The organism is Priestia endophytica (assembly GCF_026790145.1).
Classification (GTDB): Bacteria; Bacillota; Bacilli; order Bacillales; family Bacillaceae_H; genus Bacillus_I; species Bacillus_I endophytica_A.
The window spans coordinates 62,728-78,588 of the sequence record NZ_JALAMS010000028.1 but is presented as its reverse complement, the minus strand read 5'-3'; the positions used below and the strand labels follow the sequence as shown (position 1 = coordinate 78,588).

13 protein-coding genes are annotated in these 15,861 nt (G+C 36.6%); 7 read left to right on the top strand and 6 right to left on the bottom strand.

The genetic code is table 11. The features are described 5' to 3' along the window. The first annotated feature begins 15 nt into the window (after nucleotides 1-15). The 3 genes from nirB (at nucleotide 16) to MOC86_RS19530 (ending at nucleotide 5,429) form a co-directional block, all read left to right on the top strand. Nucleotides 16-2,334 (top strand): nitrite reductase large subunit NirB, encoded by a 2,319-nt coding sequence (gene nirB / locus MOC86_RS19540; protein ID WP_268585658.1) that lies wholly within the window; start codon nucleotides 16-18, stop codon nucleotides 2,332-2,334. Between the two features lie 25 nt (nucleotides 2,335-2,359). Then, a complete protein-coding gene (nasC, locus tag MOC86_RS19535; RefSeq protein ID WP_268585657.1) occupies nucleotides 2,360-4,507 on the top strand; it encodes an assimilatory nitrate reductase catalytic subunit NasC in 2,148 nt (715 codons plus the stop codon). Between the two features lie 184 nt (nucleotides 4,508-4,691). Beyond that, nucleotides 4,692-5,429: a polysaccharide deacetylase family protein gene (locus MOC86_RS19530; RefSeq protein WP_268585656.1), complete on the top strand. Its 738-nt coding sequence runs from the start codon at nucleotides 4,692-4,694 to the stop codon at nucleotides 5,427-5,429. Nucleotides 5,430-5,469: 40 nt separating this feature from the next. Here the strand turns inward: MOC86_RS19530 and MOC86_RS19525 are convergent, their stop codons facing one another. The 6 genes from MOC86_RS19525 to MOC86_RS19500 form a co-directional block, all read right to left on the bottom strand. Beyond that, nucleotides 5,470-6,258 carry a zinc-dependent metalloprotease gene (locus MOC86_RS19525; protein WP_419146661.1) on the bottom strand — a complete coding sequence of 263 codons (789 nt, stop codon included), beginning with the start codon at nucleotides 6,256-6,258 and terminating at the stop codon, nucleotides 5,470-5,472. Nucleotides 6,259-6,399: 141 nt separating this feature from the next. Then, on the bottom strand, nucleotides 6,400-7,956 hold the full coding sequence (locus MOC86_RS19520) for an ABC-F family ATP-binding cassette domain-containing protein (RefSeq protein ID WP_268585655.1): 1,557 nt from the start codon (nucleotides 7,954-7,956) through the stop codon (nucleotides 6,400-6,402). A gap of 161 nt (nucleotides 7,957-8,117) precedes the next feature. Beyond that, on the bottom strand, nucleotides 8,118-8,936 hold the full coding sequence (locus MOC86_RS19515) for an alpha/beta fold hydrolase (RefSeq protein WP_268585654.1): 819 nt from the start codon (nucleotides 8,934-8,936) through the stop codon (nucleotides 8,118-8,120). Between the two features lie 94 nt (nucleotides 8,937-9,030). Continuing rightward, nucleotides 9,031-9,777 (bottom strand): flagellar motor protein MotB, encoded by a 747-nt coding sequence (gene motB / locus MOC86_RS19510; RefSeq protein ID WP_268585653.1) that lies wholly within the window; start codon nucleotides 9,775-9,777, stop codon nucleotides 9,031-9,033. Then, nucleotides 9,770-10,573 carry a flagellar motor stator protein MotA gene (gene motA, locus MOC86_RS19505; RefSeq protein WP_268585652.1) on the bottom strand — a complete coding sequence of 268 codons (804 nt, stop codon included), beginning with the start codon at nucleotides 10,571-10,573 and terminating at the stop codon, nucleotides 9,770-9,772. The genes motB and motA overlap by 8 nt, the downstream gene beginning before the upstream one ends. 156 nt (nucleotides 10,574-10,729) lie before the next feature. Next, entirely contained in the window at nucleotides 10,730-12,112 is a 1,383-nt protein-coding gene (locus MOC86_RS19500; protein WP_268585712.1) for a 2-hydroxycarboxylate transporter family protein, read from the bottom strand. A 409-nt stretch (nucleotides 12,113-12,521) separates the two neighbouring features. Between MOC86_RS19500 and MOC86_RS19495 the strand changes: the two genes are divergently transcribed. The 4 genes from MOC86_RS19495 to MOC86_RS19480 all read left to right on the top strand — a co-directional run bounded on the left by MOC86_RS19495 (nucleotide 12,522) and on the right by MOC86_RS19480 (nucleotide 15,861). After that, complete coding sequence (locus tag MOC86_RS19495) at nucleotides 12,522-13,706, top strand: aminotransferase class I/II-fold pyridoxal phosphate-dependent enzyme (RefSeq protein WP_268585651.1); 1,185 nt, start codon at nucleotides 12,522-12,524, stop codon at nucleotides 13,704-13,706. Between the two features lie 265 nt (nucleotides 13,707-13,971). Continuing rightward, nucleotides 13,972-14,583 carry a TerD family protein gene (locus MOC86_RS19490; protein WP_268585649.1) on the top strand — a complete coding sequence of 204 codons (612 nt, stop codon included), beginning with the start codon at nucleotides 13,972-13,974 and terminating at the stop codon, nucleotides 14,581-14,583. A gap of 55 nt (nucleotides 14,584-14,638) precedes the next feature. Next, a complete protein-coding gene (locus MOC86_RS19485; protein ID WP_268585648.1) occupies nucleotides 14,639-15,217 on the top strand; it encodes a TerD family protein in 579 nt (192 codons plus the stop codon). Between the two features lie 65 nt (nucleotides 15,218-15,282). Further along, complete coding sequence (locus MOC86_RS19480; RefSeq protein WP_268585647.1) at nucleotides 15,283-15,861, top strand: TerD family protein; 579 nt, start codon at nucleotides 15,283-15,285, stop codon at nucleotides 15,859-15,861.

The window sequence follows — 15,861 nt, the reverse complement described above, 5'->3', positions numbered from 1 at the left end:
GCTGGAGGGTAAAAGATGCAAAGGGAAAAGTTGGTGTTGATTGGGAACGGAATGGCTGGAATTAGATGTATTGAAGAAATTCTAAAGCAAAGTGATTCATTTGATATTACTGTTTTTGGATCTGAACCGTATACAAACTACAATCGTATTTTGCTTTCGACAGTTCTTCAAGGGGATACATCAATCCAAGACATTATGCTTCATCAGCGCTCTTGGTATGAAGAGAATAGGATTACGCTTTTTACAGGAGAGACTGTTACAAAGATTAATAGAAATGAAAAAACAATTTTTACAGACCAAGGCCGGACTGTTGCCTACGATAAATTAATTATTGCTACAGGGTCATCACCTTTTATTCTTCCTATTCCGGGGGCTGATATGGAAGGAGTAAAAACTTTCCGTACAATTAAAGATTGCGAAGAAATGATAAAAGCCTCTGAGCAGTATAAGAAAGCTGTTGTTATTGGAGGTGGGCTACTTGGATTGGAAGCTGCAAGAGGATTAATGAATTTAGGGATGAAAGTTGATGTTGTTCATCTTGCAGATGCTCTGATGAACCGACAGCTTGATATGGTTGCTGCTAAGATGTTGAAAAAAGAGCTTGAGCGGCAAGGAATGAACTTTCTTTTAGAGAAAAACACAGCTGAAATTGTTGGTAATCAACGAGTTGAAAAGATACATTTCACAGATGGAAGCAAAGTTGAAGCAGATTTGGTGGTTATGGCTGCAGGAGTAAAACCAAATGTTGAGGTAGCAAGAGAGAGCGGACTTACAGTGAATCGAGGAATTGTTGTAAATGATTATCTACAAACAGAAGACTGTGATATTTATGCTGTAGGAGAGTGCTGTGAACACAATGGTATTGTTTATGGACTTGTAAAACCTCTTTATGAACAAGGACGAGTGCTCGCAGATCATATTTGTCAGCAAGGGGAAAAAGGATATCAAGGAACCATTTTATCTACCCAATTAAAAATATCTGGAGTAGATTTATTTTCTGTTGGGGACTTTGAGGATGCTAACGGAACGCAAGCTGTATGCGTGCTAGATGAAACTAAATCTATCTATAAGAAATTAGTATTTAAAAACGATATTTTAGTTGGAGCTGTGTTATTTGGGAGTACAAAAGAGGGACCAGGATTATTAGAAATGATAATTAAAAAACAAGATGTTTCAGAAATTGATAAACTAAGTTTGCTTCAAAGTGGCGGAGAAAGTTCAGCAGTTTGTTCAATGGCTCAAGAAGAAACGATTTGTCATTGCAATAATGTGACAAAAGGAGCCATTATTGAAGCTGTAACAGAAAAAGATCTTCAAACGATAGAAGAAGTGAAAAGTTGTACAAAAGCTTCGAGCTCGTGCGGGGGCTGTAAACCGCTTCTGACAGAACTTTTCTCTTATATTAGAAGTGACGATTTTGAAGAATTTGTTGTAAAGCAATCAATGTGTCAATGCACGACGCTAACGGAAGATGAAGTGATTCAACAAATACAAGAGCATAGACTGACTTCATTTGAAAGCATAGTTCAAGAATTGAAATGGAGTAATAAAAAAGGATGTTTAAAATGTCAAAAAGCATTGCAGTACTATTTAAAAATTATGTATCCAGAGTTGCAACAACAAAAGAGCGAATCGGGGTATCCACAGTTGCAAAAAGACGGCACATATTTACTTATTCCTCAATTTTATGGAGGATTAGCAAACATTGACGATCTTCAACATGTCTTAGATGTAGCTAAAAAGTATAATGTCTCAGACATTTCTTTCTCTCATGAACAGCGTATTGAATTGCATGGTATAAAAAGAGAGAATATTCGAGAGATTTTAACTTCTCTTCAGCTACCAATCTTAGCACAAGGCCAAACAATGGTTACAATTAAAAGAACTTCATATCGGAACGAGTGTGAGTGCGAACAAAAATCTATTTTTCCTCTTTCATATAAGTTAGATCAAGCATTTGAACGATTAACAATGCCAAATCGTCTTGCTATTGGACTTTCTTCATGTGTTCATGAAGAACATCAGCTAAGTGGCCAAGACATTCTTATTATTGGGGAAGAAAGAGGCTTTGAAACATATACTAAAATACCAAATGAATCTTCATCACACTTACTTTTTATTGCAAAAGATTATGAGGAAAGTGTTGAAATGATGAAAGCACTTATTCAATACTACCGGGAAACGGCAAGCTATCTAGAGGAATTCGGAGTATGGATGCAGAGATTAACAGATGTCCATATACGAGAAGTATTGTTCGAACAGAACTTTAGAGATTTATTATGTGAGAGACTTCACCAAGACCAAAGCAGAAAAGCTAGTAGTTTACAGCAATAAACAAAGGAAAAAGTGAGGTTAGAATATGACGGAAATGTTGCTGAAGTACTTTCGGGAGAAGCAGGAAAAAGTACAGTCAGAAAGAGTATATGATGCACAGTGTCCATATTGTAGCATGCAGTGTAAGATGCAGCTTGTTGAGCAATCTATCGTAACAAGAACAAAGCATATGACAATTGCTCAAGATAACCCAACTTCACATGGGAGAATATGTATTAAAGGTATGAATGCTCATCAGCATGCTCTTCATAGCGAGCGTATAACATCACCTCTTTTAAAAGTTGGAGGAGAGTTTGTTAAGATTTCATGGAACCAAGCATTTACGTATATTGGTGAAAAAATTCGTAACTTAAAAGAAAAGTATGGAAAAGACTCACTTTCTGCGTACGGAGGAGGCTCTCTAACAAACGAGACTTCTTATTTGCTAGGCAAGTTTGCTCGTGTTGCCCTTCAAACAAAATATATTGATTATAATGGTCGCTTTTGTATGGCAGCTGCTGCTTCTGCTGCTAAGGAAGCTTTAGGTATTGACCGTGGGTTTACGAATGAAATATCTGAAATTACAGAAGCAGAATGTATTATATTAGTTGGCACAAATATTGCAGAATGTCAGCCAACAATTATGCCATATTTCGAGGAAGCAAAAGAAAATGGAGCGTACATTATTGCAATTGATCCCCGCAGTACAGCTACAACAGAGACAGCTCATCTTCATTTGAAGATAAAACCAGGAAAAGATGCTCTATTAGCAAACGGCCTCTTAAAAGTTCTTATTGAAGAGGATTTCATTGATGAAGCGTTCATTAACAATCGTGTAAAAGGGTGGCAAGAAGTCAAAGAGTATGTGGAAAGTTTAAGTTTAGATCACATTGCAGAAGAAACGGGGATTGATCTTTCCCTCATTAGAAAAGCTGGAAGAAAATTTGGAGAAGCAAATGCAAGCATGCTTTTCACAGCTCGTGGTGTTGAGCAGCAAATTGATGGTCACGATGCTGTAAGAGGATTTTTGAATCTATTATTAGCGACAGGAAATTTCGGAAAGAAAGGAGCAGGATACGGAGCAATTACAGGGCAAGGAAATGGTCAAGGTGGGAGAGAGCACGGTCAAAAGGCAGATCAGCTTCCAGGGTATCGTTCAATTGAAAATATTGAACATAGAAGATACATTGCTAACATTTGGGGAGTAGAGGAAAGCGAGCTTCCTCATAAAGGGGTCTCTGCTTACGAGATGATGGGGAAAATACATGAGGGTGAAATAAAAGGAATGCTTCTTATGGGGTCAAATCCTATTGTTTCGAATCCAAATGCCAACTATGTGAAAAAAGCCATCGAAAGTTTAGAATTTTTAGTTGCTGTTGATATGTTTGTATCTGAAACTGCTCAGCTTGCAGATGTGATTTTACCCTGTACCTCATATCTTGAAAACAAAGGCACGCTCACAAATCTTGAAGGGCGTGTTATGCTTCGTGAAGGTGCTCGTCCAGCCCCAGGAGAAGCTAAGAATGACTGGGCCATCCTACGTGGAATAGCGAGGGAGCTTGGAAAAGAACAGTACTTTGCATTTTCTGATGTTGAGGAGATTTTTGATGAACTCCGTCTTGCAAGCAAGGGGGGGAGTGCTGATTACTATGGCATCACATATGAGCGAATAAAGAGTAAAAAAGGGATTCTTTGGCCCTGTCCATCAGAGGAGCATGAAGGGACAGCTCGATTATTTGAGAAGAAATTTATGAATAGCGACGAGAAAGCTGTTATGAAAGTTATCGGACGTAAGGAAAGTAGAAAAGAAGTAGTAACAGAACAGTTTCCTCTTTATTTAACAACAGGACGAATTATGTCTCACTATCTTACAGGTGTGCAAACAAGAAAAACCTCAGCTTTAGAAGCGCGGAATTTCGAGTCTTTTATTGAAATTCACCCTTCAACAGCAGCCCAATATGGAATTGAAGATCAAACTCTTGTTAAAGTGAGGTCTGAACGTGGGGAAATTGTTGTAAGAAGTAAATTTTCGACAGCTATCCGCCAAGATACGGTGTTTGTACCTTTTCATTGGGGGGAAGACCAAAATGTGAATATGCTCATCCCCGAAGAGCTTGATCCTATATGCCGGATTCCAGGTTTTAAATTAGGAACTGTAACGATTACACCAATTCATTCTCCTATATTAAATTAAAAAGCAAAGAGCAGGAAAAGGTTCCTGCTCTTTGCTCATTTTCTACAATAGAAGACAATATTTTCGGGGAAATATCTTTTTGTTGTTTTTTGGAGATGATGTCGATGTACAGTAATGAGCTTCGTATAGAAAATAAGAGAACAGCACATACTACATCATTATGACGAATGTAGGGGTGTATCGTATGAGAACATTACTGACGTGTATAGTCTGCATTTTCCTTTTATCAATACTACAACCAATCGAAAGCAATGCAGCAAAGGGAAGGAAAGAGTTTGAACAAACAGGTAACGTAATTTGGGACATCCCAACACGTAAAAAAATTGTAGCTATTACGTTTGATGATGGTCCTCATGCTGTGTACACCCCTGAAATCCTTTCTATTCTTGAAGAATATAATGCAAAATCAACTTTTTTTGTAGTCGGTTCGAGAGTGAAAAATTATAAAAGTATTGTCCGAAGAGAAGTTGGAGCAGGTCATGAGGTCGAGAATCATACTTTTACACATCATAGTTTAAGCGGAATGAGCAGCAAAGAAGTGCAGGAAGAAATACAAAAGGCTCATCAAACAATTACAAGTATCACAAACCAACGTCCTACTTTTTTTAGACCTGTTGGTGGATTATATAATGACGCCGTCGTTGATGCAGCAGTTGATGAAGGATATCGAGTTGTTTTGTGGTCGTGGCATCAAGACTCTAAAGATTGGCAGCAGCCTGGCGTCGATAAAATTGTTCAAAACGTACTTTCAGGTGTAAGGCCAGGTGATGTAGTCCTTTTTCATGATGCAGGAGGAAATCGAACTCAAACCATAAAGGCATTACCTATTATTCTTTCTCATCTTCAAAAGCAGGGATATAAGTTTGTAACCATTTCTCAGCTTTTACAACAAACAGGACATGATAAAATTCCGTCCTTCTAAGATTAAGAAAGCTTCTCTTTTTTAAGAGAAGCTTTCTTGTTTAGTTTCCGTACCAAATTTTATTTTTTTCTATTGTTTCGTTATGTTCAGGGTCCCAATAGTCTACAGAATAAGCATAGTCATAGTTCATAATACACTTGATCCCGCTTCCTTGTGGATCATGACCAAGTCCAAAGTTATGCGAAATTTCGTGTTGAGCAGCTTTTGCTGTATTAGCTGTTCCTTGGTCTAAATTCACGCTTATCGCACTTCCAAATGGTTCAGAGTTATAAACGTAGCCAATTCCACCTGCATCAAAATTAGCATCACGAGTAAATCCAACAACAAAGTCGTATCCTTGACCATCCCAGTCTTTTGAAAGGTCTGCAAGAATTTGTTCACTGTTTTGGCCTGAAGATCCCCATTCTCCTAATCCTTTTACTTCAAAATCAATATTATGATCTCGATTAAATGCATCATCCGCTTTTTCTACGATAGATTGAATACGGCTCTGCCAATCAGAATATGCTGCTCTATATTCTTCATCAGCAACAGCAAGAATGGTTACTTTTTGTGTACCTTGATCAGTTGTTGAAGATGAATTTGTCGAATTAGCTGTTTTCTCAAATACTTTTTGATCAATTATTTGTCCATTTTTATCTAAAATATTTGTTTTAACTGTTTTTTCAGTTTTAGGATGTTCTGTTAAGTTTGTGAATTCTCGATGCTGTGGAAGCTTGTCTCCTATGTATTGAGGGGCTGTGTTCGTTTCCTCATGAGCATTAACAGCTCCAAAAGGAATAAAGCTTGCACTAAGAATAAGGGAAAGAATGAAAGGTGTTTTTTTCACGTGTTGTCCTCCTAATATAGTAAACTTCTATACTACTATTCGACAAAAGGGGACATCTTCCTTTGAAAAAATACATATAATTAAATAATATTAAAATTGTTTTTGCAAAAAAAAGATGATATGCCTTCTTGGCATACCATCTTAAAAGACTTTTGTTGTCCAGCTTTCACAATTCCAGCTATCTGTTACAATGTCTTCATAAAATTCAGGTTCGTGGCAAATAAGCAGAACGCTTCCTTTGTAGTCTTTAATAGCACGTTTAAGTTCAGCTTTTGCTTCAACATCCAAATGGTTTGTTGGCTCATCTAGAACAAGTACATTTGTCTCTTGATTAATGAGTTTACATAGCCGTACTTTTGCTTTTTCTCCACCGCTTAGTACTTCAACTTTACTTTCAATATGTTTAGTTGTTAACCCACATTTTGCAAGCGTTGCACGCACTTCATATTGAGTAAATGAAGGGAACTCTTGCCAGATTTCTTCAATACAAGTACGGTTTGATAGGTTTTTAACTTCTTGTTCAAAATAACCAATTTCAAGGTAATCTCCGCGCTCAACCTCACCTGAGACAGGCTTATTTTCTCCTAAGATACTTTTTAAAAGCGTTGTTTTCCCAATTCCATTAGCACCAAATAAAGCGATTTTTTGTCCCCGTTCCATCCGAAGATTCAGTGGTTTTGAGAGGGGTTCATCATATCCAATAACAAGATCTTTTGTTTCAAAAATAATCTTGTTTGCTGTACGTCCTTCTTTAAAGCGAAACTCTGGTTTTGGTTTCTCAGCAGCCAGTTCAATAACATCCATCTTATCAAGTTTTTTCTGACGAGACATAGCCATATTACGCGTTGAAACACGTGCTTTATTACGAGCGACAAAGTCTTTTAAATCAGAGATTTCTTGTTGCTGTTTCTTGTAAGCTGCTTGAAGTTGCTGTTTCTTTACTTCATATACTTCTAGGAAATGATTATAATCGCCAACATAGCGATTAAGTTCTTGATTTTCCATATGATAAATTAAGTTAACAACGCTGTTTAGGAAAGGAATGTCGTGTGAGATGAGAACAAATGCATTTTCATAATCCAGTAAATAGCGTTTTAGCCATTCGATATGCTGTTCATCAAGATAGTTTGTTGGCTCATCAAGTAGTAGAATATCGGGTTTTTCAAGCAGGAGCTTAGCTAACAAAACTTTTGTACGTTGTCCACCGCTCAAATCTTGAACATCTCGATCAAGCCCAATATCTTCTAAACCTAATCCACGTGCAATTTCTTCTACCTTTGCATCGATTACATAAAAATCATTGTTTGTTAACGTATCTTGAATGACACCTACTTCTTCAAGCATTTTCTCTAGCTCTTCAGGTGTAACGTCACCCATCTTCTCGTACATTCCGTTCATTTCAGATTCTAGGTCGAACAGATATTGAAAAGCGCTTTTTAATACATCACGGATTGTTAATCCACGCTTTAAAACTGTATGTTGATCTAAATAGCCGACGCGCACTTTTTTAGCCCATTCTACTTTTCCTGCATCAGGTTCAAGTTGACCTGTAATAATATTCATGAAAGTTGATTTGCCTTCTCCGTTTGCACCGACCAAACCAATGTGCTCACCTTTTAAAAGACGAAATGAAACATTATCAAAAATTGCTCTATCACCAAACCCGTGACTTAAGTCTTTTACTGTTAAAATACTCATGTTTTACACCTTTTCTTCTTGTTATTCTTAATAAATTTAACCTTTTAAAACCTTAACAATGTTTTTCTCTCTAGTCCATCTTATTGGAGGAGAAGAGAAATTAAAAGGGATATTTAAAGGAAAAATTTCTTTTTTCTTCTTGCAAAAAGAAAAACCTTCTTTTACGAAGTTTCTTCAGTTGCGAAATCTCTGATTGCTTCAGTGAAACGATGAGGCTGCTCTCCAACTAGAAAGTGTGTACATCCTTCAAAAGGAAGGAGAGTGGAATGTGTAACGTGCTGCGCCATATATTGGGCAGTTTCTTCTGAGTAAAGTGTGCTTTTTGTTCCATATATAATAAGGGATGGAACCGTAATCGAAGGAAGAACATCACGATAGTCGTTTGCACTCATAGAAAGCCACATTGCTGCCATAACATGTGGAAGATTATCTTCTTTTAAATGGAAAAGTTGTTCAATTTGTTCTTCTGTTAAATAAGGAATTGTAGTTTTTATAAATGTTTTAGCATATGAAGGCCAATCTTCAAAAATAGTTGTTAGGGCATTGAGGTTGTCTTTTTCTGTAAATGAGCCATGATAAAGACCAAGTTTCCACGTTTTATCATTTAACAATTTAGGTGTCATATCAACAAAACAAACCTTTGAGATATGTTCTTGATTAAAGTGACGAAGGTACTCAAAGATAACAGAAGTCCCCATGGACCATCCAACAAGAAGGGCATCTTCTAATTCTAGATGCTCCAGTAATTCTTTTAAATCTTTGGCGAAAGTACGAAGAGATAAGCCTTGCTGAGGTTTGTCTGACTTTCCATGTCCTCGCAAATCATATGTAACAACATGATAATCATCACAGAGCTGTTGTTCTTGAAGTAAGAAAGCTTCGTGACTATTTGACCATCCATGAATGAATACAATTGGTTTGCCAGTTCCTTTTGTACGATAATAAAGGCGAGTACCATCTTTTGTATGAAAAAAAGCCACTGTTATTCCTCCTTGAAGAGAATCCAAAAATAGGATTTTCTTTTATTATAAGGCAGAAGGGAAAACAATGGCTAACAATAGGCTTTAAAAATGATTATTCACTTGGCTTTGAAGATGGGGTAATTAAAATTTCTACACGACGATTTTTTTCTCGACCTTCAGGTGTATCATTTGATGCAATTGGATGATATTGTCCATAACCCCTTACACTAAACCACTGGGGATTCAATTCTTTGTTCTCAAGAAGCACTTTCATAAAGTTAAGAGCGCGCATTGAGCTTAACTCCCAGTTAGAAGAAAAGTTAGCATTTGAAATAGGAACATTATCAGTATAGCCTGCAATTACAATCTGCTTCGGCGGATTGATGACAAGTAACTTTGAAATATCTTGTGCGACTTTATAGTTTACTTGTTGCACTTCGGCACTTCCAGAAGTGAAAAATACATCATTTAAAATTGTGATTTTTAATCCGTCGTCTGAAAGAGTTGTTTGAAGCTTATCATGAAGTCCAGAATTGCTTATATATTCATCTACTTTCTGCTGCACCCCCGATAATTCTTCATTTGGACTGTTTCCTTCTTCAATATTTGCACCTTGTGGCAGCGAATCATTAGAAACAGTAGGGGGGACAGAGGATTTTTCATCTAATACGCCTGTTCCGCCATCAAATGCTTCATTAAAGGAGCTTGCGAACTGCTTCATTTTCTCTGCATCTATGCTGCTACTTGCAAATAAAACAACAAAAAGAGCTAAAAGAAGAGTCAGTAAATCTGCATAAGGAATGAGCCACGATTCATCAACATGGTCATCATGGTTTTTAGATTTTCTTTTCCTAGCCATCTGTTTCACCTTGCTGACTATCTCTTCTTGCTAATACTTTCTCACGTTCACTAATCGACAAGAATGAAACAAGTTTACGTTCAATTACAGCTGGAGCTTGTCCTTCTACAATAGACATAACTCCTTCAATCATTAAGTAACGGATATTTACTTCATATTTAGATTTTCGTTTTAATTTGTTTGCAAAAGGGTGCCATAGTACGTAGCCTGTAAAAATACCAAATAGTGTAGCAATGAAAGCAGCACTAATAGCATGACCAAGTTTATCAATATCGCTCATATCAGCGAGAGCTGCAATAAGGCCAACAACAGCTCCTAAAACACCAAGTGTAGGTGCATATGTGCCAGCTTGTGTAAATATGGATGCACCTGTATGATGGCGATCTTCCATTGCTTCAATTTCTTCTGTCATTACGTCGCGGATAAAGTCATGCGGCTGGCCGTCAACAGCTAGATTTAAACCGTTCTTTAAAAATGGATCATCAATTTCTTCCACTTTGCTTTCAAGAGCTAATAGTCCTTCTCTTCGTGCAAGAGAAGAAAGTTCTACGAAAAGAGGAATAAGTGTTTCTACATTTAAGCTATTATTTTCTTTAAATAAGATTCCAAAGAGCTTTGGTACTTTTTTAATATCCTGTGTTGGAAAAGCGATTGTTACTGCTCCAACGGTTCCAAGCACAATGATTAGCAAGGCAGGAATGTTGAATAATACTGTTACATTCACACCTTTTAAAATCATCCCAACAAAAACAGCAATGATTCCAACAATTAAACCAATGAGAGAAGTTTTATCCATAGTATGCTAGCCACCTAATTACATTTATTAAAGATTACAGTTGATGTGCTCTTCTATTCTTTTCATCGACAATTTTTAGAAGATGTTAATACTTTAAAAAGGAAAAAATAAAAACCCAGAAAGAGGATATCTCTTTCTGGGTTTTTGAGTTTAAGTTTACATAAATATGCCAAGTAAAAGTGTTGCAAGAATAACAGTAACTGCTCCACCGATACGAGTAGAAACCTGTGCGAAAGGCATTAAGCCCATACGGTTTGAAGCAGAAAGGATAGCAACGTCTCCAGTTCCACCAAGACCGCTGTGACAGCCTGTTACAATAGCAGATTCAACAGGGTACATTTTCATCAGTTTACCAACGAAGAATCCAGCTGTTACCATTGCTAATACAACAGAAGCACAGATCACTACGTATCCAACTGTTAATACAGCAGCAACGTCTTCTAATGGGATATAAAGTAATCCCAATCCAACCATAAGTGGCCATGTAAGGTTTGTCGAAATAAATTTGTATAAGTTGTATGTTCCATCTTCCATCTTTTTCGGAAGAAGTTGAAAAATCTTAACAAGTGCTGCTGCAAAAATCATAACGATTGGACCAGGGATATTAAGGCCAAAAGCTTTATCTAATAGACCGTGTACAAGGCTCCCTGTAATAAAGAACGTACAGGCAATTAGAAGTCCAGCACCCATAAGGGAAAAGTCAATTTTGCGTTTTTCATTCATTGCTTTTAATAATTCTTCATCATTACCTGTTTTAACAAGCATTCCTTGTCCATTTAAATGTGGTTTTTTCTCACCTAAGTTTTTCATATAACCAGCACAGATGATTGCACATACGTTACCAATAATCGCAGCTGGAATAAGCTGTGATACAAGTTCAGTAGAAGGTTGATTAAGAATTTGTGAGTAACCTAATGAAAGAGGTAAAATTCCTTCACCAATTCCTCCAGAGATAATGGGTACGACAATAAAGAAAAGTGTATGTTTTGGATCATATCCAAAAAGCATACCAACTAAAACACCAACAACAACTGCACTAATCGTTCCAACGATAAGTGGAACAGCCATTCGCATGAATCCTTGTACAAGAACAAGACGGTGCATTCCTAAAATACTACCAGCAACAAGGCAGGAAATATAGAAATATAAAAAGTTAGATGTCTTCATTAATGTCGTAACCGCTTCCATAGAAGAATCATTCATCCAACCTAGGAAAACAAATAGTGATGGAATAAACAATGACATAATAGCGGGGCCACCAATATTTTTCAAAATCGGTACTTTCATACCAATATCCCCTAAAAGAAATCCTGCGACCATAATAATTGCAAATCCACCAATCATATCAGGCGGAAGTTGATTGTAAATTGCAGCCGCAATAACGATAGCTGAAAAAAGAACATAAAGCGGTAAAGGAAGTGGACCTACCTTAATATCCATAAGCTTTTGAAAGAAATTTTTATTATTGTTATCCGGAAAAGAAACCGTTTCCATTTCTCTGGCGTTTTGCATCGTAATACCCCCTTGCTTAATGTTAATTTCATTTTAATATTGTGACGATAGTTTGAACATTTTATTAAATTATTTATAAAAGTTTTGAAATTAAAAAAATATATTTTTATCATTAGAAAAGCTATAAATTCAGAAAAAGTGTAGAGGCGTACTTTATTGATTCTAATGAAATACAATCCTTGATAATATAAGTTTTTTACTTCTTGAAAATAGAATAAAAGTGAATGAACATAAAAAGAGGTGAAATTTAGTTTAAATTATCAAAAAAATGAAATGGTTTACATTTTGGAAGTGAATTTACATTTTTTAATTAAAGAAAATAAAGTAACAATCCATATGATAAATATAGTAATGGTGTAAAAAGTAGGATAAACAGATTTTTGAAAATAGGAGCATATACATATAGAGAGAAAGCATTGTGAGGAGGCGGTGGTTCGTGAAAGGAAAACAACGTATGAACACAAAGCTTGTGCACGATGTTGAACAATTGCAAGAAGAGACGAAAAGTTTATCTTTTCCCATTTTTCAAACCTCTACATTTTCTTTTGAAACAGCCCAGCAAGGTGAAAAAAGATTTCTTGGAGAAGAAGCAGGATATATGTATTCCCGACTAGGGAACCCAACCGTTTCAGCTCTTGAAAGAAAGATAGCTGAGCTTGAAGGTGGTTTTTCTTGTCTTTCTTTTGGTTCCGGCATGGCAGCGGTTTCTGCTGTATTATCTTCTTTTACGAAGGCAGGTGATCATGTTATATGTTCAAGTGGCATATACGGATGTACGTATACGTTGCTGGAATTTATGAAAAAGAAATACAATATTACTTATGACTTCTGCCAAATGGACACGAAGCGAAGCATAGAAGGACTTATTCGTCCTGAAACAGCCTGTATTTTTATTGAAACTCCTATAAATCCTACAATGGAAATTGTTGACTTGGAGCTTGTATCTTGTATTGCAAAAGCACACCACATTCCTGTTGTTGTCGACAATACATTTAGTTCTCCATATATTCAAAGACCTTTAGAATGGGGGTGTAATATCGTCATTCATAGCGCTACTAAATATTTAGGAGGACATGGAGATGTAATTGCAGGACTTGTTGTAGGTGGAGAAGAGTGTATGAAAGAGATGAAAAAGTCTGTTCATAAAGATATGGGTGGAATTCTTTCTCCTTTTGATGCTTGGCTTTTGTTACGAGGAATTAAAACGCTTGGTGTACGTCTTGATAAGCAGTGTTTAAATGCTGAAAAACTTATGAACCGGTTAAGTAAACATCGAGCAATTGAAAATGTTTACTATCCTTTTGATCCTAATCATACTCATTATAAAATCGCTAAGAAGCAAATGAGTCTTGGTGGAGGGATTATTTCGTTTGAAATTAAAGGAGGGAAGGAAGAAGCACAAGCGTTTCTTAACGCATTGTCATGGATTAAAATCGCAGTAAGCCTTGGAGATGTTGAAACACTAATTCAGCATCCAGCTACAATGACTCATGCAGGTATTCCACTAAAAGAGCGCGAACGAATGGGAATTACAAATGGACTTATTCGATTATCAGTTGGAATTGAAGAATGGCAAGATATATGGAAGGATTTAAAAAGCGCACTGGATCGTATTCAATAGAAGAAATTAAAAATGCTCTAATGTTTTTTTGAAAAAAGAAGTGACCAGGCGACATCCTCGTGATAGCTTGGTCACTTTTATGATTAGAGAACAAATTTCTACAAAAAACGAAACCTTCTTTTATGTTGTTCGTATTACATATTAAGACTTATTTATCTAAGAAATGTGGAGTACAGCAATTTGATAAAACTAGTAAACTATAATACGATAAATAGGTGAGGAAATCACGTTAACGTGATTTTTGAAATGACAAGGAGGGAATCCAATGGCGATTACGCTTCAAAAAGGTCAGCGTATTGATTTGACAAAGGGAAATCCAACACTTTCCAACATCTTAATTGGATTAGGATGGGATCCTGTTCAATCAAGCGGTGGCGGAGGGCTTTTAAGCTCTTTGTTTGGAGGCGGAAATAAAGCTCCGAACGTTGATTGTGATGCTTCAGTTCTTATGTTACAAGATGACAAAATTACGAAAAAAGAGCAGCTTATCTATTTTGGTAACTTAAAAAGCTCATGCGGAAGTGTAACACACAGTGGAGACAACTTAACAGGTGAGGGAGCTGGGGATGACGAGCAAATTTTAGTGAATTTGCAGGATATTCCATCTTACATAAACAAACTTGTTTTTGTTGTTAATATTTATGATTGTGTACGTCGTAAGCAAGATTTTGGAATGCTCAAAAATGCTTATATTCGCGTTCAAAACCAAGATAACGGCGAGCAGCTTCTTCGCTTTAATCTAAGTGATGATTACAGCGAAAAGACAAGTCTTGTTGTAGCAGAAATCTATCGCCATGGTAGCGACTGGAAGTTTGGAGCTCTTGGTGATGGAACAAAAGATACAAACCTTCAAGAACTTGTTCGTAGTTATTCTTAAAGTGTATTAAAGAAAGGCTATTTATTTACTTTCATATAAAAAGGAGAGAAAAATCATGGCTATTTCATTATCAAAGGGACAAAAAATTGACTTAACAAAAACAAATCCGGGATTAACAAAAGTTACAGTTGGTTTAGGATGGGATACAAATAAATATGATGGAGGAAAGGACTTCGATTTAGATAGTTCTTGCTTTCTACTAGATGCATCTGGAAAATGCCCATCTGAAGGAGAGTTTATCTTCTATAATCAGCCAAAACATACAAGCGGTTCTGTTGAACATACAGGAGATAACCGAACTGGAGAAGGATCAGGAGACGACGAACAAGTTGCTGTTGATTTACAGGCTGTTCCTTCAAATGTTGAAAAGATTGCTTTTGTAATTACGATTCACGATGGTGAAGCGCGTAGCCAAAACTTTGGACAAGTTTCAAACAGCTTTGTTCGTATTCTAGATCAGCAGTCTAATAAAGAACTTATTCGCTACGATTTAGGAGAAGACTTCTCGATTGAGACAGCTGTTGTAGTTGGTGAACTTTACCGTCATGGCGGAGAGTGGAAATTCGCTGCTGTTGGTTCTGGTTACCAAGGTGGACTTGCTTCACTTGTTAAAGACTACGGTTTAGATGTGTAAATAAAACAACTGGTCGGTGCTCATTCAGCACCGGCTTTTCTCAGAATAAAAAAGGAGGAATAACAATGTCAATTTCATTATCAAAAGGTCAGCGCATTGATTTAACAAAAACAAATCCTGGGTTAGTAAAAGGAATCATTGGACTTGGTTGGGATTTGAATCAATACGATGGTGGTGCTGGATTTGACCTTGATGCATCTGCTTTTTTAGCTGATGAAAAAGGGAACTGTTTAAATGATCACGATTTTATTTTTTATAATAATTTAAAGCATCCAAGTGGTGGTGTTGAGCACACTGGAGACAACCGAACAGGAGAAGGATCAGGAGATGATGAGCAACTTTTCGTTGACTTTTCAAAAATCCCTGAAAACATTCATAGAGTAGGTATTACTGTTACTATTCACGATGCGGAAAGCCGCAACCAAAACTTTGGACAAGTCTCAAATGCTTTTGTTAGATTCGTTGATGAAGTAACAGGGAAAGAACTTATTCGTTATGATTTGGGAGAAGATTTTTCCATCGAAACAGCCGTTGTAGTATGTGAGCTTTATCGTCATAATGGAGATTGGAAATTCAACGCAATTGGCAGTGGATTTTCTGGTGGTTTAGCTGCTCTTTGCCGTAACTATGGCTTAGAAGTATAA